The organism is Arthrobacter rhamnosi (assembly GCF_054510975.1).
The window spans coordinates 282,496-306,329 of sequence record NZ_JBTNDN010000005.1; the positions used below are offsets into that span (position 1 = coordinate 282,496).

General features: G+C 69.2%; 24 protein-coding genes, 1 other RNA gene and 2 pseudogenes. 11 read left to right on the forward strand and 16 right to left on the reverse strand.

Annotated elements, in window-relative coordinates:
• Positions 1–5 precede the first annotated feature (5 nt).
• From aroA to ACX80J_RS13310, 10 genes and pseudogenes are all read left to right on the forward strand, one after another.
• Positions 6–1,376 carry a 3-phosphoshikimate 1-carboxyvinyltransferase gene (gene aroA / locus ACX80J_RS13265; RefSeq protein ID WP_459348091.1) on the forward strand — a complete coding sequence of 457 codons (1,371 nt, stop codon included), beginning with the start codon at positions 6–8 and terminating at the stop codon, positions 1,374–1,376.
• Entirely contained in the window at positions 1,373–2,503 is a 1,131-nt protein-coding gene (rsgA, locus tag ACX80J_RS13270; RefSeq protein ID WP_459348092.1) for a ribosome small subunit-dependent GTPase A, read from the forward strand. The genes aroA and rsgA overlap by 4 nt, the downstream gene beginning before the upstream one ends.
• A 173-nt stretch (positions 2,504–2,676) precedes the next feature.
• On the forward strand, positions 2,677–2,880 hold the full coding sequence (locus ACX80J_RS13275) for a cold-shock protein (RefSeq protein WP_043446208.1): 204 nt from the start codon (positions 2,677–2,679) through the stop codon (positions 2,878–2,880).
• Between the two features lie 142 nt (positions 2,881–3,022).
• Positions 3,023–3,832, forward strand: a complete 810-nt coding sequence (gene hisN / locus ACX80J_RS13280) for a histidinol-phosphatase (RefSeq protein ID WP_301226796.1) — start codon at positions 3,023–3,025, stop codon at positions 3,830–3,832.
• 72 nt (positions 3,833–3,904) lie between these two features.
• Positions 3,905–4,624, forward strand: coding sequence for a class I SAM-dependent methyltransferase (locus ACX80J_RS13285; protein ID WP_459348093.1), 720 nt, complete (start codon positions 3,905–3,907; stop codon positions 4,622–4,624).
• Between the two features lie 31 nt (positions 4,625–4,655).
• Positions 4,656–5,576 carry a metal ABC transporter substrate-binding protein gene (locus tag ACX80J_RS13290; RefSeq protein WP_459348094.1) on the forward strand — a complete coding sequence of 307 codons (921 nt, stop codon included), beginning with the start codon at positions 4,656–4,658 and terminating at the stop codon, positions 5,574–5,576.
• Positions 5,573–6,412, forward strand: a complete 840-nt coding sequence (locus ACX80J_RS13295; protein WP_459348095.1) for a metal ABC transporter ATP-binding protein — start codon at positions 5,573–5,575, stop codon at positions 6,410–6,412. Before ACX80J_RS13290 ends, ACX80J_RS13295 begins: the two co-directional genes overlap by 4 nt.
• Before the next feature lies 1 nt (position 6,413).
• A pseudogene (locus ACX80J_RS13300) lies at positions 6,414–7,265 on the forward strand (metal ABC transporter permease); the annotation flags it as partial.
• 200 nt (positions 7,266–7,465) lie between these two features.
• Complete coding sequence (locus tag ACX80J_RS13305; RefSeq protein ID WP_459348096.1) at positions 7,466–8,197, forward strand: metal-dependent transcriptional regulator; 732 nt, start codon at positions 7,466–7,468, stop codon at positions 8,195–8,197.
• A gap of 176 nt (positions 8,198–8,373) precedes the next feature.
• Entirely contained in the window at positions 8,374–9,474 is a 1,101-nt protein-coding gene (locus ACX80J_RS13310; RefSeq protein WP_459348097.1) for a carboxylate-amine ligase, read from the forward strand.
• A gap of 24 nt (positions 9,475–9,498) precedes the next feature.
• Here the strand turns inward: ACX80J_RS13310 and ACX80J_RS13315 are convergent, their stop codons facing one another.
• The 16 genes from ACX80J_RS13315 to ACX80J_RS13390 all read right to left on the reverse strand — a co-directional run bounded on the left by ACX80J_RS13315 (position 9,499) and on the right by ACX80J_RS13390 (position 21,903).
• Positions 9,499–9,726, reverse strand: a complete 228-nt coding sequence (locus ACX80J_RS13315) for a hypothetical protein (RefSeq protein WP_133080897.1) — start codon at positions 9,724–9,726, stop codon at positions 9,499–9,501.
• Positions 9,727–9,771: 45 nt separating this feature from the next.
• Positions 9,772–11,076: a D-alanyl-D-alanine carboxypeptidase family protein gene (locus ACX80J_RS13320; protein ID WP_459348098.1), complete on the reverse strand. Its 1,305-nt coding sequence runs from the start codon at positions 11,074–11,076 to the stop codon at positions 9,772–9,774.
• A gap of 127 nt (positions 11,077–11,203) precedes the next feature.
• Positions 11,204–11,571: a transfer-messenger RNA gene (gene ssrA, locus ACX80J_RS13325) on the reverse strand.
• Between the two features lie 109 nt (positions 11,572–11,680).
• Complete coding sequence (locus tag ACX80J_RS13330) at positions 11,681–12,058, reverse strand: hypothetical protein (RefSeq protein WP_459348099.1); 378 nt, start codon at positions 12,056–12,058, stop codon at positions 11,681–11,683.
• Entirely contained in the window at positions 12,055–12,528 is a 474-nt protein-coding gene (smpB, locus tag ACX80J_RS13335; RefSeq protein ID WP_087076369.1) for an SsrA-binding protein SmpB, read from the reverse strand. The genes ACX80J_RS13330 and smpB overlap by 4 nt, the downstream gene beginning before the upstream one ends.
• A gap of 67 nt (positions 12,529–12,595) precedes the next feature.
• Positions 12,596–14,218: a peptidoglycan DD-metalloendopeptidase family protein gene (locus ACX80J_RS13340; protein ID WP_459348100.1), complete on the reverse strand. Its 1,623-nt coding sequence runs from the start codon at positions 14,216–14,218 to the stop codon at positions 12,596–12,598.
• A 4-nt stretch (positions 14,219–14,222) separates the two neighbouring features.
• Positions 14,223–15,137: a permease-like cell division protein FtsX gene (gene ftsX / locus ACX80J_RS13345; RefSeq protein ID WP_459348101.1), complete on the reverse strand. Its 915-nt coding sequence runs from the start codon at positions 15,135–15,137 to the stop codon at positions 14,223–14,225.
• On the reverse strand, positions 15,134–15,838 hold the full coding sequence (gene ftsE, locus ACX80J_RS13350) for a cell division ATP-binding protein FtsE (RefSeq protein ID WP_459343570.1): 705 nt from the start codon (positions 15,836–15,838) through the stop codon (positions 15,134–15,136). The genes ftsX and ftsE overlap by 4 nt, the downstream gene beginning before the upstream one ends.
• 171 nt (positions 15,839–16,009) lie before the next feature.
• Positions 16,010–17,125 carry a peptide chain release factor 2 gene (gene prfB, locus ACX80J_RS13355; RefSeq protein WP_459348102.1) on the reverse strand — a complete coding sequence of 372 codons (1,116 nt, stop codon included), beginning with the start codon at positions 17,123–17,125 and terminating at the stop codon, positions 16,010–16,012.
• Positions 17,126–17,200: 75 nt separating this feature from the next.
• Positions 17,201–17,668, reverse strand: coding sequence for a pilus assembly protein TadG-related protein (locus ACX80J_RS13360; RefSeq protein ID WP_459348103.1), 468 nt, complete (start codon positions 17,666–17,668; stop codon positions 17,201–17,203).
• Positions 17,668–18,192, reverse strand: a complete 525-nt coding sequence (locus ACX80J_RS13365) for a hypothetical protein (protein WP_459348104.1) — start codon at positions 18,190–18,192, stop codon at positions 17,668–17,670. The genes ACX80J_RS13360 and ACX80J_RS13365 overlap by 1 nt, the downstream gene beginning before the upstream one ends.
• Positions 18,173–18,592, reverse strand: a complete 420-nt coding sequence (locus ACX80J_RS13370; RefSeq protein ID WP_459348105.1) for a TadE family protein — start codon at positions 18,590–18,592, stop codon at positions 18,173–18,175. The genes ACX80J_RS13365 and ACX80J_RS13370 overlap by 20 nt, the downstream gene beginning before the upstream one ends.
• A complete protein-coding gene (locus ACX80J_RS13375) occupies positions 18,593–18,853 on the reverse strand; it encodes a hypothetical protein (protein WP_459348106.1) in 261 nt (86 codons plus the stop codon).
• A 31-nt stretch (positions 18,854–18,884) separates the two neighbouring features.
• Positions 18,885–19,826 (reverse strand): type II secretion system F family protein, encoded by a 942-nt coding sequence (locus tag ACX80J_RS13380; protein WP_459348107.1) that lies wholly within the window; start codon positions 19,824–19,826, stop codon positions 18,885–18,887.
• Complete coding sequence (locus tag ACX80J_RS13385; RefSeq protein ID WP_459348108.1) at positions 19,823–20,680, reverse strand: type II secretion system F family protein; 858 nt, start codon at positions 20,678–20,680, stop codon at positions 19,823–19,825. Before ACX80J_RS13385 ends, ACX80J_RS13380 begins: the two co-directional genes overlap by 4 nt.
• Positions 20,677–21,903, reverse strand: a complete 1,227-nt coding sequence (locus ACX80J_RS13390) for a CpaF family protein (protein ID WP_459348109.1) — start codon at positions 21,901–21,903, stop codon at positions 20,677–20,679. The genes ACX80J_RS13385 and ACX80J_RS13390 overlap by 4 nt, the downstream gene beginning before the upstream one ends.
• 537 nt (positions 21,904–22,440) lie before the next feature.
• Here ACX80J_RS13390 and ACX80J_RS13395 point away from each other — a divergent pair.
• Positions 22,441–23,834 (forward strand): annotated as a pseudogene (locus tag ACX80J_RS13395) (hypothetical protein); the annotation flags it as partial.

Genomic DNA, 23,834 nt, shown 5'->3' on the forward strand with positions numbered 1-23,834 from the left:
GCTCCATGACAGCGTCTCCAGGCGGGGTGTCCGACCAGACCATGTGGCGGGCGCCCCGCCTGAGCCGTCCCGTGTATGCCGACATCTCGGTCCCCGGCTCGAAATCACTGACCAACCGCTACCTCGTGCTCGCTGCCCTCGCGGACGGGCCGTGCGTCATCCGGCGGCCCCTGCACTCCCGTGACTCCGCCCTGATGGTCGCCGCCCTGCGCGCCCTCGGCACGGTCATCGACGAGGTGCCCGGCGACGGCGACTTCGGCCCGGACCTGCGCGTCACTCCCCTGCCGGCCGGAGGCGGCGACGCGCATCCGCGGGCGGTCGACTGCGGCCTCGCCGGCACGGTGATGCGCTTCGTGCCGCCCCTCGCCGGCCTCGTCGCCGGCACCACCACCTTCGACGGCGATCCGCATGCGCGCCGACGCCCCATGGGGAGCATCGTCGCCGCGCTGCGCGGACTCGGCGTCCCCGTCGACGACGGCGGGTCCGGCTCGCTGCCGTTCGCCGTCCGGGGCGAGGGGGACGTCCGCGGGGGCCGCCTCGTCATCGACGCCTCCGCGTCCTCGCAGTTCGTGTCGGCGCTGCTCCTGGTGGGCGCCCGCTTCACCGAGGGACTGCACCTCGAACACGTGGGCAAGCCCGTGCCGAGCCTCGACCACGTCCGCATGACCGTGGAGACGCTGCGCTCCCTCGGGGTGGCGGTCGACGATTCCGTCCCGAACCACTGGCGCGTCTCCCCGGGCCCGATCGCGGCCTTCGACGTCGCCGTCGAACCCGACCTCTCCAACGCCGGGCCCTTCCTCGCCGCGGCGGTCGTCACCGGCGGTACCGTCCGCGTGCGGAACTGGCCCGAGGACACCACGCAGGTGGGCGACGAGTGGCGGCGCATCCTCCCCCTCATGGGTGCGACCGCGGTCCTCGACGGCGACGTGCTCACCGTCACCGGTGGAGCCTCGATCACCGGAGGAACCTTCGCCGACACCTCCGAGCTCGCCCCCACGGTCGCGGCGCTCTGCGCGCTGGCGGAGACGCCGTCGGTCCTCACCGGCATCGCCCATCTCCGCGGCCACGAGACGGACCGCCTCGCGGCACTCGTCGCGGAGATCAACGGGCTCGGCGGGGACGCCGAGGAGACGGCCGACGGCCTCGTGATCCGGCCCGCACCCCTCCATGGAGGGGTGTTCCGCACCTACGACGACCACCGCATGGCGACCGCCGGCGCCATCATCGGCCTGGCCGTCGACGGCGTGGAGGTGGAGAACATCGGCACCACGGCCAAGACGATGCCGGAATTCCCGGAGCTCTGGGCGGCGGTCACCGGAACCGCCGGGGCGAACGGGAACTCCGACACCCGGGGACCCGCGGCGGCACGCGCATGAGCGAGGCCGGCAACCGCCGCGGCTCACGGTCCTGGGACGAGTCCGACGTCCGGATCCGCCCCAACAAGAAGGGTTCCCGCCCACGCACCAAGAACCGACCCGCCTACGAGGACGCCGTGCTGGGCCGTGTGGTGACCGTGGACCGCGGGCGCTACACCACCGTGGTCGACGAGGACACCCCGGACGAGCGCACCGTCATCGCCGCGCGCGCACGGGAACTGCGCCGCAGCGCCGTCGTCGCCGGTGACATCGTCTCCCTCGTCGGCGACCTCTCCGGAGGACCCGACTCCCTCGCACGCCTCGTGCGCATCGAGGACCGCCGGACCGTCCTCCGCCGCAGCGCGGACGACACGGACCCGGTGGAACGCGTGGTGGTCGCGAACGCGGACCAGCTCGTGATCGTCGTCGCGGCGGCCAACCCGGAACCGAGGACCGGCTTCATCGACCGGGCGCTCGTCGCCGCCTATGACGCAGGCATCGAACCGCTGCTGTGCATCACGAAGGCCGATCTCCGCGATCCCGCAGCCCTGCTCGCCAACTACGAGCACCTCGACCTCCGTGTCATCATCAGCCGGACCGACGAGAGCGTAGGGATCGAGGCCACGTCCGACGACGGCGAGTCCGCCCGGCTCTCGCACGGGGCGGTCGACGCCCTGCGCGACGAGCTCGACGGACAGGTGAGCGTGCTGCTCGGCCACTCCGGTGTCGGCAAGTCCACCATGGTCAATGCCCTCACCGGATCCTCCCGGGCCACGGGCGGGGTGAACGCGGTGACGGGCCGCGGACGCCACACGTCCTCGTCGGCCCTCGCACTCAAAGCCGCCGACGCCGCGCCCGGGACGTGGATCATCGACACCCCGGGTATCCGGTCCTTCGGGCTGGCGCACGTGGACGCCGACCGGATCCTGAAGGCGTTCCCCGATCTCGAGCCGGGCACGGAGCGCTGCGAACGCGGGTGCCGGCACGACGACAACGCCGTCGATTGCGGGCTGGACAGCTACGTGGACGAGGGGCTCGGCGGGGAGTCGGGCCCGGTGCGGCTCGCCAGCCTGCGCCGGCTGCTCACCGCCGGGACCGCCGACCCGCGGGGCAGCGCCTCCGACGCCAAGGAGCTCGGCCAGCAGTGAGTGGTCGGAGGCGACCGGAAAGACTGTTAGGCTGAAGGCTGTTGTTGTTTGCGCATTAAATTTCAAGCCTTGACCCTCCACCTGGAGTTCGACAGCTTTTGACGAAAAGCGGGTAACGAACACCACGATGAGCCCCGAACGTCGGGACGCTCTCCCAGGTAAGGAAATACGACATGGCTACTGGCACAGTGAAATGGTTCAACGCCGAAAAGGGCTTCGGCTTCATCGCTCCCGAGGACGGCGGCGCTGACGTGTTCGCTCACTTCTCCGCGATCAACTCGAACGGCTACCGTTCCCTCGAAGAGAACCAGAAGGTCAACTTCGAGACCACCCAGGGCCCCAAGGGACCCCAGGCCGAGAACATCACCGTTCTCTAATTCTTTTCCGGTTGCTCCTGCAGCCCGGATCCGAAAGCCACCGCGCGGCGCGAGCCCGCGGTGGCTTTCTGCTGTCCGGGCCCGCCCGCGCACCCCGCGCCGCCGGGCGGGAAGTGCCTGCGAAGACGATAGGTTGAACGGTATGAGTTTCACGCAGGGCTACAACGACGACCTCCGCCTCGCCCACATCATGGCCGACTCGGTGGACGACCAGACGATGGCGCGCTTCAAGGCGCTCGACCTCCGGGTCGAGACCAAGCCGGACCTCACTCCCGTGACCGACGCCGACAAGAGCGCGGAGGAAGCGATCCGCGGCCAGCTCTCCCGGGCCCGGCCGCGCGATGCGGTGCTCGGCGAGGAGTTCGGGAGTTCGGGCTCCGGTTCGCGCCGCTGGGTCATCGATCCCATCGACGGCACCAAGAACTTCGTCCGGGGCGTGCCGGTCTGGGCCACCCTGATCTCCCTGATCGACGACGGGAAGCCCGTGGTCGGCGTCGTGAGCGCTCCGGCGCTCGGCAAACGGTGGTGGGCGGCGGACGGCACCGGCGCCTACACCGGCAAGTCCCTCGCGGCGGCGCAACGCCTGCGGGTATCGAACGTCTCCCGGCTCGGGGATGCATCCCTGTCCTACTCGAGCCTGTCCGGCTGGCGCCAGCGGGGATCCCTGGCCGAGTTCGTGAACCTGACGGACCGCGTCTGGCGCACCCGCGCCTACGGCGACTTCTGGTCCTACTGCCTGGTGGCGGAGGGCGCGGTGGACATCGCGTGCGAACCGGAACTGAACCTGTACGACATGGCGGCACTGGTGCCGATCGTGACCGAGGCAGGAGGCCGTTTCACCTCCCTCGACGGCGAGGACGGCCCCTTCGGCGGCAACGCCCTGGCCACCAACGGAACCCTGCACAGCGAGGTCCTGCGCACCCTCAACCCCGATGTGGATGACCTGCTCTAGCAGCACCGCCGGCTCCTGGAGCCCCTCGTGGTGAGGGGAGGGCCGAGGCTGGACGAGGAGCGGCGCCGCGACATGGCCCGCGCCTATCTCTCGGGAGCAGGGCGGTACGACCGCGTGCGTCCCGGGTATCCGGCAGTGGTCGGTGACTGGATCGTCCCCGACGGTGCCCGGCGCGCCGCGGACATCGGCGCCGGCACCGGACTCTTCACCGGCCTGCTGGTGGAGCGCGGACTCGGGGTGACGGCGGTGGACCCGTCGGAGAACATGCTCGCCGTCCTGTCGACCCGACTGCCGGAGGTCCCCGTCGTGCAGGGCACCGCGGAACACTCGCACCTTCCCGGCGGCTCGGTGGACCTGCTCACGCTCGCGCAGGCCTGGCACTGGTGCGACCACACGGCGACGGTGCAGGAGGCCGCGCGCGTCCTGGTGCCCGGAGGCCGGATCGCCCTCGTCTGGAACCAGCTCGACGTCTCGCTCCCCTGGGTGCACCGCCTGTCCCGCATCATGCACGCCGGGGACGTCTTCTCCCCGGCGTACCGGCCGGACTTCGGACCGGCCTTCGCCCCGCCCGAGGACCTGCTCGTGCACTGGACCCAGGAGCTGCGCGTTCCCGACGTCGTCGACCTCGCGCGGTCTCGCAGCTACTACCAGCGGGCCTCGCCGGTGTTGCAGCAGCGTGTTGAGTCGAACCTGCGGTGGTACCTGACCGATTACCTCGCCTTCGAGCCCGATGCCCTCCTGCGCATCCCGTACTACACGCATGCCTGGCGCGCCTCCCTGCTCCGCGTCTAGTTTTCGGCATGCCTAAACGCTACTTTTAGGTATGCCTCAAAATCAGCTCCGGAGGCGGGTGGGCAGGATCACCGCATGGTGCCTCGCCGTGGTGCTCCTCGCCGGATGCGCGGCCACGGCGGCGCCGGGCACACCGGTGGACGACCGACCGCTGGTCCTCACCACGTTCTCGGTCCTCGCCGACCTCGCCGACACCGTCGGCGGAGGCCACGTCCGGGTCGAGTCGATCACGAAGGTGGGCGCGGAGATCCATGGCTACGAACCGACGCCGTCGGACCTGGTGAGGGCGCAGGACGCCGACCTCATCCTCGACAACGGGCTGGGCCTCGAGCGGTGGTTCGAGCGCTTCCTGCAGTCGGTCGATGCACCCCACGCCGTCCTGTCCGACGGCGTCGAGCCCGTGGACATCCGCTCCGGCGACTACAGCGGACGGGCGAACCCGCACGCCTGGATGTCCCCCCTTGCGGCCCAGACCTACGTGGACAACACCGTCGAGGCGCTCTCGGGCCTCGCGCCGGACCATGCCGCCGACTTCGAAACCAACGGCCGGCAGCTGAAGGACGAGCTCGCGGACCTGCTGGCCGGCTTCCGCGAGGACGTGGAGGGCACCGGCACGGCGGCACTCGTGACCTGCGAGGGAGCCTTCTCGTACCTGGCACGGGACGCGGGCCTGCAGGAGGCGTTCATCTGGCCGGTCAACGCCGACACGGAGGGGACGCCGCGCCAGATCCGGGACGTCGTCGGCTTCGTGGAGGAACACCGCGTGCCCACCGTCTTCTGCGAATCCACGGTGAACCCCTCGGCGCAGGAACAGGTGGCCCTCGCGACCGGAGCCGAACTCGGCGGGACGCTCTACGTGGACTCCCTCTCCGAGGCCGACGGCCCCGTGCCGACGTTCCTCGACCTCATCCGCTACGACCTCCACACCATCGCCGAAGGACTCGCCCGATGACCGCACTCCACTCCGCTCCAGCCGCGCCCGTGCTCCGGGTCCGGAACCTCAGCGTGAGCTACAACGAGGTCCATGCACTCGACGACGTCACCGTGAGCCTCGGCGCCGGGACGATCTGCGGGCTCATCGGCGTCAACGGCTCGGGGAAATCGACGCTCTTCAAGGCGCTCATGGGACTCGTGGTCCCCAGCGACGGCAGCATCGAGCTCTTCGGCATGTCCACGGCGGGTGCCCGGAAGCAGGGCCTGGTGGCCTACATGCCGCAGGCCGAGGAGGTCGACTGGACGTTCCCGGTGTCCGTGTCCGACGTCGTCGCCATGGGGCTGTACGGACGCCTCGGTGCCGGCCGCCGTCTGCGGGCGACCGACCGGGCCGGCGTCGACGACGCCCTCGAGCGGGTGGGTCTCACGGAACTTCGAAAACGTCAGATCGGCCAGTTGTCCGGTGGCCAGCGCAAACGGGTCTTCATCGCCCGCAGCATCGCCCAGGACGCGCGGCTGCTCCTGCTCGACGAGCCCTTCGCGGGCGTGGACCGGGCCAGCGAGCGCACGATGACGGCCCTCCTCAAGGCGCTGCGGGACGAGGGCCGCTCCGTGCTGGTGTCCACCCACGACCTCGCGGGCGTGCCCGAACTCTGCGACGAGGCGGTCCTCCTGCACCGGCGTGTGCTGGCCCAGGGCGATCCGGTCCAGGTGCTGACCCACGGCAACCTCGCACTCGCCTTCGGCCCCGTGCCGCCCGCACCCTCCACGCCCTCCGGCACCCCCGCGGGTCCGGCCGCGCCTTCCGCCGCCCCTTCCGCCCCGGCTGCCGCCGCCCCGAACGGAGAGTCCTGACATGGATGTCCTCGCCTTCCTGCTCGAACCGCTGCAGTACGGTTTCCTCACCCGGGCCCTCGCCGTCACCGTCGCCGCCGCCGTGGTGGCCGCCGTGCTCTCCTGCTGGCTCATCCTCATGGGCTGGTCACTCATGGGCGATGCCGTGTCGCACGCCGTCCTGCCCGGCGTCGCCCTCGCGTACATCCTCGGCATCCCGTTCTCCATCGGCGCCTTCGTCTTCGGTGCCGGTGCCGTCGCGCTCATCGGGATCGTCCGGTCCACCACCAAGCTGAAGGCGGACACGGTGATCGGTGTGGTGTTCACGGCCCTGTTCGCCAGCGGGCTGGCGATCGTCTCGGCCACCCCCTCGCAGATCGACCTGATGCACATCCTGTTCGGCAACGTCCTCGGTGTCTCCACCGGCGAGGTCTGGCAGGTGCTCGTCCTCGGCGCGGGAACCCTCGCCGTCCTGCTGTACAAGCGGCGCGACCTGACCCTGCTGGCCTTCGACCGCACGCACGCCCACGTGATCGGACTCAACACCAGGATGCTGTCGGCCCTGTTGCTCGGACTGCTCGCCCTCACCGTCGTGGTCGGGCTCCAGGCCGTCGGGATCATCCTCGTCGTGGCCATGCTCATCACGCCGGGGGCCACCGCGTTCCTCCTGTCCCGCAGCTTCGACCGGATGCTGGTGATCGCCGTCGTGCTCACCGTGGCCGCGTCCGTCGCCGGGATCTACGCGAGCTACTACCTCGACATCTCCACAGGCGCCGCCGTGGTGCTGTGCCAAGCGCTGGTCTTCGCCATCGTCTACCTCTTCGCCCGGCCCGACGGGGTACTGTGGCAGGCCCGCCGGCGGCGTGCGGCTTCGCGGAGCGGGTCCGGGTCCGGGATCGGGCGTACAGTCGCCCGACCCAGCACCGACACACTGCCCGCCGATACGCCGCCCACCGCTATGCCTGCCGCTATGCCTGCCGCCGGTATCCCTGCCGCCGGTATCCCTCCCGCCGGCATCCCGGCAGCTCCCCCCGCGTCCCGGACGTCCGAAGCGGCACTGCCCGGGGACGCCTGATGGCGGGCCGCAGGGGTGCCGTGCTCAGCATCGAGTCCACGAGCGTCCAGGACTACGTCAAGGCGATCTACGCCTTCACCGAGTGGCAGGGCGATGCCATCACCGCGACGCACCTGGCGACACGGCTCTCGGTCGCCAATTCGTCCGTCACCGGGATGGTGGCCAAACTCGTGGACCTCGGGCTGGCGCATCACCGCAAGTACGGGCCCATCAGCCTCACCCCGTCCGGGCAGGCCCTCGCCCTCGCCATGGTCCGTCGGCACCGGCTCATCGAGACGTTCCTCGTGACCGAGCTGGGCTACGGCTGGGACGAGGTGCACGACGAGGCCGAGCTGCTCGAACACACCGTCTCCGACGCCTTCATCGAGCGTCTGGACGCGAAGCTCGGCCACCCCCGCCGCGATCCGCACGGGGACCCGATCCCGGGCGCGGACGGCTCGGTCCGGTATCCGTCCGCGCATCGGCTCGACGGCCTGGACGACGGCCATGCGGGCCGGCTCGTGCGGGTGAGCGACGACGACCCGGATGTCCTGCGGTTCCTCGACCGGAACGGCATAGCGCTCGACGACGACCTGCTGCTGGCGCAGCGCGCCACCGGGTCCCGCCTGGACCTGCGCCTCGGCGCCGACGCCTCCGCACCGCACCTCGCGGTGGACGCGTCCCTCGCCCGGTCCCTGTGGATCGAGAGCACCGCACCCCATGAGGGGTGCACGATCGGTGCCCCCTGCTGACGCGCCTGCCGTACCGCGGGACCTACTGCACCGGCGGGACGCGCGTGACCGGCGGAACGTGCGGGACCGCCGGCACCCACTGCACCGGCGGCAGATCGCCCTCGCCGGGGTCCCGCTCCTAGACTGGTCGGAATGCCGTGCCCCGATGTCCCTGATACCCCGGAAGGGAGTTCCCGATGACCACCCTCGGACTTGAGGAGGAGTACCTGCTCCTCGACCCCGTGTCAGGACTGCCCGCACACCGCGCCACCGAGGTGCAGGAGCTGCTCGAGTCCACGCCGGAGATCAGCCGCGACGAGATCCAGCGTGAGCTGCTGTCCTGCCAGATCGAGACGGCGACTCCCGTCTGCGAGACCCTGACCCAGGCGGAGGAGTCGCTGCTCAACTTCCGCCGGAAGTTCGCGGACGCCGCGGAGGGCGTCGGAACCATCGGGGCCCCGACCGGGACGGCGCCCTGGATCCGGCAGGCGTACCCGGAACTGACCGACAAGCAGCGCTACGAGGATCTTCGGGCCAGCGCGCCGGGTATCGTGGGCGACCAGTTCGTCAACGGCCTGCACGTGCACGTCGGCGTCCCCGACCAGGAGCGCGGCATCCAGGCCCTCAACCGCATCCGCCCCTGGATACCTCTGCTGACCGCGCTCAGCGTCAATTCGCCGTACTGGCTCGGCCGGGACAGCGGCTTCGACAGCTGGCGGGTGGTCCACTACCGCCGCTGGGCCGTCCAGGGCATCGCTCCCTACTTCGCCGATGCAGCCGACTACGAGCGGCGCATCACGCGGCTCGGCACCACCGGTGCCATCCTCGACCGCGGGGTCCTGACCTGGGTGGCGCGCCTCTCGGACCACTACCCCACGCTCGAGCTCAGGGCCTGCGACGTGCAGCTCGAGGCGCAGGACTCCGTGCTCCTCGGCGCCCTGACCCGGGCGCTGGTGGTCACCGCCCTCGGCGAGGCCGATGCGGACACACCGCCCGTCGTCCCCGACCCCGAACTGCTCGATGCCGCTCTGTGGCAGGCCGCGCGCGACGGGCTGGAACACCACCTCGTGGACTGTGCGACGGCGGAACGGGTTCCCGCCGGAGAGCATCTCGCAGCCTTCCTCGAGCACATCGGCCCGGCTCTCGACGCCGAGGGCGACACCGCCTGGGTGAAGGCGGGCCTCGCGACGGTCGACGAACGCGGCACCGGCGCCACCCGCCAGCGCCGGGCGATGCGCGAGGGCGGACTGGAGGGCCTGCTGTCCCTGTACGGGCGGACCCTCACCTTCGAGCCCTAGGGCCGCCGGCAGTCACGAGAGCCGTCAGCGCTCCCGGGTGTCACGCCGCAGCAGGCCGACGATCAGGCACAGGAGTCCGAGGAGGAGGGGCACGAGGGTGAAGAGGGTGTGCGTCCCGCCCAGGTAGCTCATCACGAAGATGTAGACGAACGTCCCGCCGACGAGGATCCAGCCGAGCACGATCAGGGCCCGGCCCCGGTGGGGCGGAGGCAGCGGCGGGAGCCACGAGGGCGGCCGGTCGGTCCAGCTCATTGCCCAAGTGTAGTGGCCGCTCCCCCGGCATGACCCGGGCTGCGGTCAGTAGGAGGGCGCGGCCGGAAGGCTCATGTAGTGCTCGAGGGTGGGTAGTCCGTGGATGCGCATCTCCGAGGAGATCGTCGTGCCGACGTACCGCAGGTGCCAGGGCTCGTAGGAGTATCCGGTGACCGAGGTGAACCCCCGCGGATAGCGGATGATGAATCCGTAGCGCCAGGCGTTCCGGGCCGCCCAGTCTCCTGCCGGCGTTGTCGCGAAGCACTCCTGCAGCCCGCAGGCCCCGTTCGGTGTGCCGATGTCGACGGCGAGCCCGGTCTGGTGTTCACTGAAGCCCGGGCGGGCGGAGATGAGGTCGGCCGTCGCCTGGCCGTACTGGTTCACGTACGAGGCATACAGGGAGGCCTGCGTGTCGTAGGACCGGTAGCCGCTGACCGGGACCATCCCGATGCCACTGGCGCGCGCGTCCGCGAGCAGCCGCGCGAACTGTTGGGCGGCATCGCTGCGGAGCAGGGGCCCCTCGACCCCCACGAGCGGGCCGGGGACATGGCGTGCCGGGTTCAGCTGCCGGCGCTTGTTGACGACGACGAAGACCGACGCGGCGACATCGATATCGCGGGCGATCCGCGCTCCGCCTCCAGGGGACCACGAGATGACCCCGCGCTGATACCGCTGACTGCACGTACCCGCGGCGCACGACTCGTTGGTCACGGGGTAGCCGAGGGCGCCGTTCTCGTAGCGGGTGGAGGCCCAGGCCGCCCGAATCGCGCCGACGGAGATCCGCGCACCGGTTGCCGGCGACCAGATGATCGACCCGCCCTGGTAGTTCTGGTAGCACCCGCCGCCGCGCAGCCCGCAGACCTCGTTCGTGGTCGGGTAGCCCAGCTGGCCGTTCTCGAATCCCGAGCGCGCCCAGGCCCCGCGGATCGCGCCCCACGTCGCCCGTCCGCCGGTGGCCGGGGACCAGTGGACCGAGCCGCCCTGGAAGCTCTGGTAGCACCCGCCGTTCCTCAGCCCGCACACCTCGGAGCCTGTGGGGTAGCCGAGCTTGCCATTCTCCCACCCCGTCCGGGCCCAGGCTGTGCGGATGCCGCCCCAGGTCGGCTGGGCACCGGTGGGCGGGGACCAGTGGATCGAGCCGGCCTGGAAGCTCCGATAGCAGCCGCCGCCGCGCAGCCCGCAGGTCTCCGGGGACGTCGGGGCGCCGAGGCGTCCGGACGCACCGCCGAGTTGAGCGTATTTCGCGTCGATCGCCGTCACCGCCTGGGCCACCGGCGCCACGACGACGGTGCCCGCCAGGAGCAGCGCACAGGTCAGCAGGGCGAGCAGGTACGCGGCGATGCGCCTCATGATGACCCCTGGAACTCGAACGATCCTGCTCACAGGGTAGGCGTCGGGGACAGCGGCGACAAGGCTTCGGCAGCAGGAGCCGGAGACGACGAAGCGCCCCGCCGGGTACCGGCGGAGCGCTTCGTGGTGGTGGAGATGGCGGGAATTGAACCCGCGTCCGATGCAGTGTAGTCAGGGCTTCTCCGGGCGCAGTTTGCGTCGGTTTTTCTCGGCTTCAGCCATCGTGCAAACAAGTGGCTGCCAAGCCCAGTTGTATAAAAGTCCCCCCGGTCCCTACAACGAGGACCGGGAGCAGTGGCCCTCTAAATGACGCCAGTATCCGGGGCGAGAGCAAACCCGGGCTGACGGACTAGCTAGGCTGCTTAGGCAGCGAGAGCGAAGTCAGTGCGCTTTTGTTCGGCACTTATTGTTTTACAAGGAGCGTTTACGAGATAACCCTGTATCCTCGGCCCGCTTCCCCTGTCGCGACTAACATCGTCGAAACCTGTCATCCCCATGTTCAGTTATCAAGTGATTCCTGTACCGCTCGGCCTACCGGCCTTACGATTCCTCGAGTCTACAGCACGGCGGTCCCGCCGTTCCGGAGCTTCGCCAGCAGAGAACATCACTGTCCCAGCTGGATGCCCAGGATGATGACCGGCGACTGCCAGAGGCGGACGACGACGAAGGCGAGCGTGACGAACGCGATGCCGAGGGCTGCGAGGGCCGTGGTGCCGGCCTGCTTGCGCCGGAAGCTCCACCAGAAGATCGCCGCATTCAGCAGTAGCAGCACCGGGGAGATCCAGACGAGGGCCTGCGCGAAGAAGACGTAGACGAGGAAGACGAACGGGATCAGCGAGAGGATGCCGACCGGCACCACGACCATCAGGAGAATCAGGTCGATGAGCGCACCGAGGGTCACCCACCACGGGCGCCTGTAGGTCAGCTCGGACGGGTCGGGCTCGTCGTCGTGCTCCTGGGCTTCCCAGAAGACATCGCTCACGCGCCCAGGTTCTTCTCGCGCATCGCACGCAGCGCCTCGCGGTTGTCCTGCTTCTCGCGCAGGGTCTGGCGCTTGTCGTAGTCGCGCTTGCCCCGTGCCACCGCGATCTCCACCTTGGCCCGGCCGTTGAGGAAGTAGAGCTGCAGCGGGACGAGGGTGAAGCCGGACTCGCGGATCTTCTGCGAGATCTTCGTGAGTTCCTCGCGGTGCAGGAGCAGCTTCCTCCTCCGGCGGGCCGCGTGGTTCGTCCAGCTGCCCTGCGAATACTCGGAGATGTGGATGCCCTCGAGCCAGAGTTCGTCGCCGTAGAAGACCGCGTAACCGTCCACGAGGGAGGCGCGGCCCGCGCGCAGGGACTTCACCTCGGTGCCCATCAGGGCGAGGCCGGCCTCGTACGTGTCGAGCACGGCGTAGTCGTGGAAGGCCTTCCGATTGGTGGCCACCACTTTCCGGCCACTTTCCTTCGGCACGGCAATACTCCTTCGGCGCTGCTGCGGACGGCGGTCCGCGGGAGGACAGTGCCTTCCATCCTACGACCTAGAGCAGGCCCATCGGGTCCACGAGGGTGCCGTTCAGCATCGTCTCGAAGTGCAGGTGGCACCCCTGCGAATTACCGGTGGTACCCGTGTAGCCGATCAGCTGGCCCGCGCTGACGCGCTGCCCGGCCGCGACGACATAGCTCGTGAGGTGGTAGTAGTTCGTCGCGAGCACATTGACTCCCACCACTCCGTGGTTGAGGACGATCCGGTTTCCCGCTCCGGGCAGGACGTTCGAGTCCGCGTACCAGACCTCGCCGGCAGCGGGCGCGTAGAGCGGCGTTCCGCAGCCCACGCCGTAGTCGATGCCGGTGTGCATGTAGCCGCCGGTGCCGTTGAAGTCGATGGTGCCGACCGGCGTCGGGCGCCAGCCGAAGCCGGAGCTGATGGGCGCGTCGACCGGCGGTCTCAGGCCGAAGGCGGCGGGAGGCGACGGCACGGAGACGGGCGGTGCCGGGACGACGGGCGGTGCCGGGATGACGGGCGCCACCGGCTCGACGGGCTGCGGCTGGACGGGAGCAGGAGCGGGCCGGTTCGCGGCTGTGGCCTCCGCTTTCCGGCGCGCGGTTTCCGCGGCGGCGGCAGCATCGGCTTCGGCCTGGCGCCGCGCCTGCTCAGCAGCGGCAGCTGCCTCGGCCTCGGCGCGGACACGTTCCTGCTCCGCTTTCTGCCGGGCCTGCTCCGCTTTCTGCCGGGCCTCCTCCGCTTTCTGCCGGGCCTCCTCCGCCTTGCGGGCTTCCTCGATCATGCGGCGCTGGCGCTCGGCGATGTCCGAATTGACCTGCTGCTGGGCCCGCTCGACGCCCGCAAGCTTCGCCTCGATGACGGGTTTCTGTTTCTGCAGAGTGGCGGACAGCGCGGACGTGTCGGCCACGAGCTTGTCCACCTTGGCTTTCTGGTCCGCTGCCTGGTCGCGTGCCGCCTGCTCGGCGGCGAGGGCGGCGTCGGCCTTCTCCTTGAGCTCGGTGATCTCGGCCTCGACGGCCTCGAGGCGGGCCTGGCTGTTGGCGTTCGTGGCGTTCTGCTCCGAGAGGCGCTGCATCACCGCGTTCTGGCTGCGCAGTGCCTGGTCCACCATGTCCATCGACTCGGTGAAGTCCTCCACGCCCTCCGCGCCGAGGAGCAGCGAGACGTTCGTGGGGATCCCGCCGTTCTTGTAGGCCTCCGTGGCGATCTGTCCGATGACCTCGCGCGTCTCGTCCATCTCCTGCCGGTCGGCGCGGAGTTCCTCGGTGATCTTGTTCCGGGTCTCCTGCGCCAGCTCGACGCGGACGGCCAGCGCCCCGACCTCGCCGGTGGCGGCCTCCACCTTGCCCTGCGCGTCGGCGAGGGACTGCTGCGCCGCGGGAAGCTCCGCCTGGTAGGTCTTCAGTGCACCGATGGTCTCCGCGATGTCCGAGTCCAGGTACTCCATGGACTGCTGCACCTCCGCGACCTCGTTCTCGAGGGCACTCTTGCGGTCGTCGAGTTCGTCCGCGACGACCGGCGTGGTGAACCCGAGGGCGAGTGCGACGACGAGGGCGATCGAACTGCCCGCGGTGCCACGGACGACGAAGGCCCGCTTGTCCTGCCGGGCCCACCAGGTTGCTGGCGGGCGCACGTGGTCCCGGGCGCTGAGCGGCATGCTGTCAGACCTTTACGTATCGTCGAAGAGTGAGCAGGGACGAGAGCCCCGCGAGGATGGCTCCGAGGAGGATCAGGACCGGGACCAGGATCAGCACCTGCTGGGACGAGATGAACGCCGTCTGGGGGAAGGTGTTCGCGAGCCAGCCGTCGATCACGAACCTCGACGCCCCCCACAGCGCGGCGGAGGCGAGCACGGCGCCGATGACGGCGGCGATCACGCCCTCCAGGATGAAGGGCAGCTGGATGACGGCCTTGGACGCCCCGACGAGGCGCATGATGCCGGTCTCCCGGCGGCGGCTGAAGGCCGAGAGCCGGATGGTCGTCGCGATCAGCAGGATGGCGCAGATCGTCATGACGCCGGCGATCGCCAGCGCGACCACGGAGGCCCAGTTCATGTACCGGAAGATCGCCTCGAGGAAGTCCCGCTGGTCGCTCACCGCGTCCACGCCCGGCTCCGACGAGAAGGCCTCGTCGATGACCTCGTACTTCTCGGCGTCGACCAGGCTCACGCGGAAGGACTCGGGGAGCTGGTCCGCGGTGACGGAATCGACGATCGGGGAGTTGGCGAACTGGTCGCGGAAGTGGGCGAGCGCCTCGTCCTGCGACTCGTAGGTCACGGTGTCGACGTACGGCGCGAACTGCTCGGATTCCAGTCTTCCCTTTATGGCTGCCCGCTGGTCCTCGGTCACGGGTCCGGCGGCGCAGCTGGTCTCCGAGGAGTTGTCGACGCAGAGGTAGAGGGTGACCTGGACGCGGTCGTACCAGTAGCCCTTCATCTGGTTGATCTGCAGCTGGAACAGCCCGGCCGCGCCGACGAAGGTCAGCGAGATGAAGGTAACGAGGATCACCGAGGTGACCATGGACAGGTTGCGGCGGATGCCCGAGCCGATCTCGGACAGGATGAACGCGAGCCTCATCCGGCCATCGCTTCGGCCTCGCCGATGTAGATGCCCTGGGCGTCATCGCGCACCACGGATCCGCCGCGCAGTTCGACGACGCGCTTGCGCATCGTGTTCACGATGTCGTCGTCGTGCGTGGCCATGACCACGGTGGTACCGTTCTGGTTGATCTTGTCGAGCACCTTCATGATGCCCATGGAGGTCGTCGGGTCGAGGTTCCCGGTGGGCTCGTCGGCGAGGAGGATGCCGGGCCGGTTCACGATGGCGCGCGCGATCGCGACGCGCTGCTGCTCGCCGCCGGAGAGTTCATGCGGCATGCGGTTGTTCTTGCCTTCGAGGCCGACGGTCGCAAGGACATCGGGCACGGTCTCCCGGATGACGGCGCGGCTCTTCCCGATGACCTGCATGGCGAACGCGACGTTGGCGAAGACGGTCTTGTTGGGCAGCAGGCGGAAGTCCTGGAACACGACGCCGATCCCGCGGCGGAGGCGGGGTACGCGCCAGCTGGGGATGTTGGCGACGTTCTGGCCCGCCACGTACACGGCACCCCTCGTCGCCCGGTCCTCCTTGAGCACAAGGCGGATGAAGGTCGACTTGCCAGAGCCCGAGGCGCCGACGAGGAAGACGAACTCGCCGCGGTCCACGTCGAGGGAGACGGCATCGAGGGCGGGCTGCGACGTGGAGTCGTAGGTCTTCGTGACGTTGTCGAATCGGATCATGATCACTCTGCGCCCATGGTGTCCGCCGGTACGGGCATTTGCTGGGGGAAGGAAGCGCCGGCTCCTCGACTATAACGACGGCATCACGAGGCGCCCATTACCCCGGCGGTGTGTCGCGCGCAAGAGCTCCACCCCCTCATCAGGTAGTGGGGCGCCGGATTCGCGTAGCGGCTAGGCGGTGTCGTTGCGGTTGTTGGTGCGCCAGCGGATGCCGGCATCGATGAAGTCGTCGATCTCGCCGTCGAAGACCGCCGAGGTGTTGCCCACCTCGTGGTTGGTGCGGAGGTCCTTGACCATCTGGTACGGGTTGAGGACGTAGGAGCGCATCTGGTCGCCCCAAGACGCCTTCACGTCGCCGGCGAACGCCTTCTTCTCCGCATCCTCCTGTTCCTTCTTGAGGAGCAAGAGGCGGGACTGGAGCACGCGCATCGCCGCGGCGCGGTTCTGGATCTGCGACTTCTCGTTCTGCATCGACACCACGAGTCCCGTGGGGAGGTGGGTCAGGCGGACGGCGGAGTCGGTGGTGTTGACCGACTGCCCGCCGGGGCCGGAGGAGCGGAAGACGTCGACGCGGATCTCGTTGTCCGGGACCTCGATGACGTCCGTCTGCTCGATGAGCGGGATGACCTCGACGGCGGCGAAGGAGGTCTGCCGACGGCCCTGGTTGTCGAAGGGGCTGATGCGGACGAGGCGGTGCGTCCCGGCCTCGACCGACAGGGTGCCGAAGGCGTAGGGCGCCTTGACCTCGAACGTCGCGGACTTCAGGCCCGCCTCCTCCGCGTAGGAGGTGTCGAGGACCTGCGTGGGGTAGCCGTGGCGTTCGGCCCAGCGGAGGTACATGCGCAGGAGCATCTCGGCGAAGTCGGCGGCGTCCACTCCCCCGGCTCCCGAGCGGATCGTGACCACGGCTTCCCGCTCGTCCCACTCCCCGGCCAGCAGGGTGACGATCTCCAGGTCGTCGAGGGACCTGCTCAGCGAGACGAGTTCCTTCTCGGCCTCTGCGAGGGAGTCCTCGTCGCCTTCGTCCTGCGCGAGCTCCACGAGGACCTCGAGGTCGTCGATGCGGCCCTGGAGGGTCTCGAGCCGCTCGAGGGCCGACTGCCGGTAGGACAGCTTGGAGGTCACCTTCTGTGCGGCAGCGGGATCGTCCCAGAGGTCGGGCGCCCCGGCTTCCTCGCTCAGTTCCTCGATGTCCTTGCGGATTCCCTCGACATCGGAGACCTGCTCGATGGAGGTGTACTTGGCGCGCAGGGCGCGGATCTCTGCGGGAAAATCAGTGGTTGCCATGGTCCTTCCAGCCTACGTCATCGGCAACGGGCGGCATCGGGCGGCACCGGGCCCGATCGGGTGGCAGCGGGCGCGTCAGCGGGTCAGTTCCGCGCGCGCGTCGGCCTGCGCGACGATCGGGATCCCGGCGGGCACGAGGAAATTCACGATCGGCGGACGCACGACGGCGGTGAGGACGACCCGGGCGGTGCGTCCGTCGGGCGCACCCGTGGCAGGGTCGATGACCAGCTGCTCGAAACGGGCATCCGCACCGGTTGCCGCCAGGTAGCCTGCGGTCGACTCCTCGACGCCGGAGTCCCGCAGCACGGGCAGCGGCACCGTCGCGTCGGCCCCGCCGGCCCCGGCCGGAATGCTGTAGTCGTCCGCGGCCGCGAGGGCAGCGCCGTCGGCTGCCGACAACAGCTTCTTGTGCTGTATATAGACGGCCGAGACGGCGAGCACGACGGTGACGACGAGCAGCGAGATGAGGAGGTACCCGATGACCAGGACCCCGACCTGCCCGTCCTCCGCCCTGTCGTTCCGCTGGGCCCGGAGTCGCGGCATCAGCCGAACCGTTCGACGATCTGGGTCGAGGTCGCATCCACGGTCGCGGCGGAGGCGTGGGATCCGGCGATCCCAGGGACCAGTGGCAGGGGTACCTCGAGGCGCACGACGACGGTCACGGTCGAGCCCGGCGCAAGGCATTCCTCGCTGCAGGCGATATCCACGGCCGCCTGGTCCTCGCCGAAGCCGAAATCGGCCAGGGCGATGCGCACCGCCTGCCGCGCCCGTGAGTCCGCCGCCTGAGGCGTCGGTGCGTCGACATAGACCTTCGCGGCCTGGTCGGCGGCACCGACGACGGCGAACGAACCGCCCTGCAACTGCCCCACGGTGAGCACGAGGTAGACGACCGGGACAAGGAGCACGACGCCGAGGAACACGAACTCCACGACGGCGTTGCCGTCCTCGCCGCCCAGGGGCGCCCTCCACGCCGGCGGTTGCCGTCGACCTCGTGCACGCGTCGGCTTCCTGCCGCGTTTCCGGTGCCGGAGCGGGGCCGGCACCACCTCAGGATGGAAGGGCAGCATGTCCGTGCACCTCCATCCCGCCGGTCGGCCCGATCAGGCCCAGAACGGGCAGGGGTGCGCGGACCATTACTTCGAGGATCCGGACGCCGCCGACCGTGCTCTCACCGACCGTGATGTCCGCCCCGTAGGAAGCGGTCAGGGAACCACGGATCAGCTCCTCCGTGCGCCCCGCCGCGTCCTGGGGGTTGCGGTCGGCAAGCGTGCCGTAGCGGGCGCCGGACGACGCCGCGTCGATGAGCGTGTTGCGCACATGGAGGACGAGCGTCAGCTGGACGATGGCGATGAAGATGACCGTCAGGAGACCGCCGATCAGGGCGAAGTCGACGACGGCGGCACCGCGCTCGGAATCCTCGCCGTGGATGCTTCCAGCGGCGTGCAATGTGCGCGGTCGGACTCTCACCTAGGGCGAGACCTGATCGATCGCCTGGTTGAACAGGCCCTCGAGGGCGGGCCCGGCGATCGCCAGCAGGGCCGCGACGAGGACGGCGGACATCAACGTGATCATGACCCACCCCGGCACATCGCCCCGTTCGCCGTCGTTCCGTTCCCTGTCGTTCCGTACGCCATCGTCGCGATTCCCGACGTCCGGAGGTCGGAGCAGGGCGGTGACCGCCGCGAGTACCAGGAGTGCGATGCGCGATGCACTGGTCATGATCTTCATGGGAGTGCCCCTTCTTGTGGTGGTGGGTGGGTCAGAAGCCGAGGTTGATCAGTGCGATTCCCGGATACACGGCGAAGAGGACGGTCAGAGGAAGGACCCCGAAGACCAGCGGCACCATCATCGCGATCTCCTTCCTGCCGGCGGATTCCATCAGGTCGCGCTTGGCGAGGTCCCGGACGTCCTGGGCCTGGGCGCGCAGCACGTCCGCGAGGGGTGTGCCCCGCTGGACGGCGACGGTGATGCCATCGACGAAACGGGAGAGCGGAGCGAGACGGGTCCGGTGGGAGAACTCCTGCAGGGCGTCGACGAGCGGCTTCCCGGCCCGGGTCGCTGCAAGGACGAGGGCGAATTCACCGGCCAGCTCGCCGGACGCTGTCCTGCAGATGCGCTCGAGCGCGCCCGTCGTACTCTCCCCCGCAGACACTGCCAGCGCCATCAGCTCCGCGAGGCTCGGGAACTCGGCGAGCATCCGCGCCTCGCGCCGCCTGATGTCGGACGACAGGACGTAATCCCGTCCGACGAACCCCATCACGGCGCAGGCGAGGATGATGACGACGGCGAGGGGGATATTCGCCGAACCCGACGCCGCCAGGAGGACCATGACCAGCGTCGACCCGGCCAGTCCGCCCGCAGCCCACAGGAGTTGCTGCGCCCGGAAGTCGGTGGTCGTCTGGCCCCGGCCCGCCTGGGCGAGCCTGCGGGCGAGCGTTGCCGCCGCCGGGTTGAAGCGGTGGGACCAGGAGACGGCGTCGGCCAGCAGGGGACGGAGAATGCGCTCGAGCGGCCCGAAGGGCGTGACGTTGGCCGGCGACTCGGAGAGCAACCTGGACCGCACGTCCACCGCACGCAACTGCGGCGCCACGCGCTGCGTCAGCGTCGGAGGCCGCATGGCCGGCAACCGTACGACCACCAGCCAGAGGCCCGTCCCGAGGACGATCCCGCAGAGGGCGGCCAGGGCGGTCGCCGGGTTCATCGGAGCACCCGCTCGTCCTCGGGCAGTGCCCCGATCCGCAGCATCACGCGATAGCAGACGATCGAGACCAGGAGCCCGCCGAGGAGGACCACGGCTCCTCCTGCTGAGTTGTAGGCCCGCACGGCCTCCGGCCTGGTCGACAGGAGCATCAGGACGAACCACGGAGCAGCGACAGCCAGCCGGGCGGCATTGACGGTCCAGGACTGCCGGGCCTCCAGCTCACTGCGCGTCCGCGCCGCGTCCCGCAGGAACTCGGACAGCGTGCCGAGCAACCGGCCCAGGTCCGAGCCACCCACCTCGCGTGTCATGCGGAGCGCCTCGACGATCCGGTCCGCCACGGGATCGGCCAGCCGCTCCTTGAGGCGGTTCAGCGCGTCGTCGAAGCGTCCGCCCGCACGATAGTCCACGGTGAACGCCCGGAACGCGGGCCGCAACTCGAGCGGGCCCTTCTCCCCCAACTGGATCAGCGCTTCCGGGAGCGACAATCCGGCCCGGATCGCGGAGCGGAGGTGGTCCACCACGTCCGGCCACAGTTCGCGCAGCGAGGCCGCACGGCGGGCGGCACGCCACCTCACGATCGAGAACGGCAGGAACCCGCCGAACAGTGCGAAGCAGAGCGCGATCGGGGCGGAACCCGTCAGGACGAAACCGATGAGCAGCACCACCACGCCCACGGCACCGCATGAGGCGATCAGGCCGTTCGATGAGACCCGCTCGACCCCGGCACGCAGGAGAAGGTCGTCGAGCAGCCGCCGCCGTGCCGGAACCCTGTGCTCCTTCGGCGGCCGTTCCCAGAAGGACCACCAGACGAGGAAGAGACCGGCGCCGAGGGCGACGCCGAGCGCGGTGCTCATGAGCGGACTCCGAGGAGGGCCGACACGTCGACTCCCGCGGCGGCGAATTTCTCCTCGGCCGGCATGCCGCTGGCCGTCAGTTGCAGGATCCCGTCGATGCTCCGAAAGACGGAGGAGGACTCGATGACACCGTTCTCGACGCGGCGGCCCAGCGCCATGATCTCCAGAACCCTCCGCTGCCCGCCGGAGAGCCGTGCGCAGTGCACCACGAGGTCGATGCACGATGCCACCGTGGGCACGACGAAACTGCTGGAGATGTTCTGCCCGGCGAGGAGCGGCAGCGTGCAGATCTTGGTCACCGCATCATGGGCACTGTTCGCATGGACGCTGCACATCCCCGGAAGGCCGCTGTTCAGGGCGATCAGCATGTCCAGACTCTCGGCCTCGCGCACCTCACCGACGATCAGGCGGTCCGGCCGCATCCTGAGGGCCTCCTTGACGAGGCGCCGCAGGGGTATCTCCCCGTGGCCCTCGAGGTTGGGCTGCCGGCACTGCAGGCCGACGACATCCCGCAGGGGAAGCTGTAGCTCGAAGATCTCCTCGACCGTGATGACCCGCTCCCGGGCGCCGATCGACGCACCGAGGCAGTTGAGCAGCGTCGTCTTGCCGGCCTGGGTCGCGCCGGAGACGAGGATGTTGAGGCCGCTGGCAACTGCGGCGCCGAGGAACCGTGCCGCCTGCGGGGACAGCGAGCCCAGTTCGACGAGGTGCTCGAGCCTCGATGCACGGGCGATGAACTTCCTGATGTTCACGGACCAGTGCTTGCGGGTGACGTCCGGAATCACCACGTGGAGGCGGGACCCGTCCGGAAGGGAGGCATCGACGAAGGGGGAGGACAGGTCGAGGCGGCGCCCGGACGACTTCAGCATCTTCTCGACGAGATCGCGCACCTGCTGGTCCGTCAGCGTCAGCGCCGTGAGCTCGGATTCGCCGTCCCGCGCGACGTACACCTCCGAGGGCGCGTTGATCCAGATCTCCTCGACGGACGGATCGTCGAGGTAGGGCTGCAGGACGCCGAATCCGGCGACGGCGTCGTAGATCTGCCGACGCGCCACGTCGATCCTTCCCAGCGGCGGAAGGACGCCCCGGAGGGACCGCTCCTCGTAGTCGGCGATCGCGTCGTTCACGAGGAGCTGCACTTCGGAGATCTGCAGGGAGGGGTCCAGGCCGCGCCTGCGGATGAGTTCGCGTACCTCGCCCTCGACCAGGCGCACAGCATCCATGGATACCTCCGCATCCGCACGCCGACGCTGGCGTGACGGCCGAAGCCTGATGGCTCCCGCCGCTCCACACCCTACTGAACGCCGACCGGCGCGACTAGACGCCGGAGGCGATGTGCATAAGTACGCGCCCCGCAGGAACGTGCCACGTATCACGCACCAGACGCATCAACACGCCGTGCGGAATGCCGGGGCAGCCGCAGGTTTTACCTAAGATTCCGCTTTCACATCCGAAACGTGAGTCCCATTCGTAACAGATATGTAGTCTTCTCGAGATTCACTCAGCTGGCTGACGCCCGGATTCTGCTGGAGAAACCCGTGACCTTGCCCTCCCCCGCTCGGCTTCTGTGCGCCGCTCTACTGTCCTTCGGTCTCCTGGGCAGCGCGGTTCCTGCAGTCGCCAACGACGCCGTGCCGGCGCCGACCCCCACGACGGCCGCTCCGGCCGTCCCCTCGACTGCCCCGGCTCCGGCCACCGCTCCGAGTGCCTCCCCTGCTCCGAGTGCCTCCCCTGCTCCGGTTGCGACCTCCGCTCCGGTTGTGACTCCGGCTCCTGCCGCGCCGGCTCCGGCCGCCACGAAGCCCACCGCACAGCCGACCGAGGGCGCAGCCGCGACCGCCGACCAGACGCCAGCACAGGACAAGGTCACGTCCTTCGTTCCGGACCTCAACTGGAACCCCCTCGACGACCCGGACTCGAACGCCCGCTACGGCGAACACTTCGCGAAACCCGTCACCCCGCTCAAGACGGCATCACCCCTGAACATCGACGGCAGCACCGGGACCGCGGCCATCGGACCGCGCTCGGGGGACTTCAAGGTCACCCTCGTGACGGTGCAGCTCGCGGGAAAGACGAAGGCCGACGCCGACGCGATCAACATGACCGCGGCGCGCAACTCGATCACGAAAACCAGTGCGTACTGGAAGGCGGCCTCGGCCGGTCGCCTGTCCATGACCAAAGTGAATGAGTTCCGTCACGTCTCCGCCGCGCGGATCACAGACTCGTACGGCACGATCATGGCGACCGTGACGAAGGAACTGAACTGGCAGTACCGGCCGTACGAGGCCCTCGTGATCTTCGTTCCGCACGCGGACCTCAACTACAACGGATCCTGGGGCATCCTCGGCGGTGGCTTCACGGACAGCGACACAAGCGGCCGCATCATCATGCCGTACCCCTCGGCGCTGACCAACAACGTCGTGACGCACGAGTTCGGCCACGTCCTCGGGCTGCACCACGCGAACTCGCTCGCCTGCACGGGCGGACAGGTGGACGCCGAGCGCACGGGATCATCCTGGGGCGATTCGGGCTGCTGGTCGTCCGAGTACAGCGACATGTCCGATCTAATGGGTTTCGCCCAGGTCAGTTCCCCCGTGATCAATGCATTCCTCTGGGAGTACGGCGGCTTCGGGCTCGGTTCGGAGATCCGCAATATCGGGACGCCGACGGAGCGCAAGCAGTACACCCTCAAGCCCTGGGGTGGTATGGAACCGCAAAGGGCACTGAAATTTACCGATCCGGTCAGCGACGAGGTCTATTACCTCGAGTTGCGGGTGCCCGTCGGGCTTGACAGCACGGCAGCGGTCGGTGGTAACCAGGGTGTAAAGATCACGAAACAGGACATCCTCGGCTGGAGCGGCAATGCATCTGCTGTCCTCACTCCCAACAGCAGGATCTTCGGGTACTCGAACCGGACGCTGACCTGGGGGACGGGGCAGACCTTCGTCACGCATGCAGGGACACGCGTGGAGATCACGTCGGTACTCGTTCCCACGAACCAGCCGGACGCTGCGAGCGCACTCGTGACGATCACGCCACCGGTTTCGACGTCTTCGCTTGCTGCGGCGGCTATTTCCGCGGTTGTTGCTTCTTCTTCCCAGCTCGGGGAGGTGAGCTCCGGTGTTGTCTGTGGCCTGGTCGGTGGAGGTTGCTA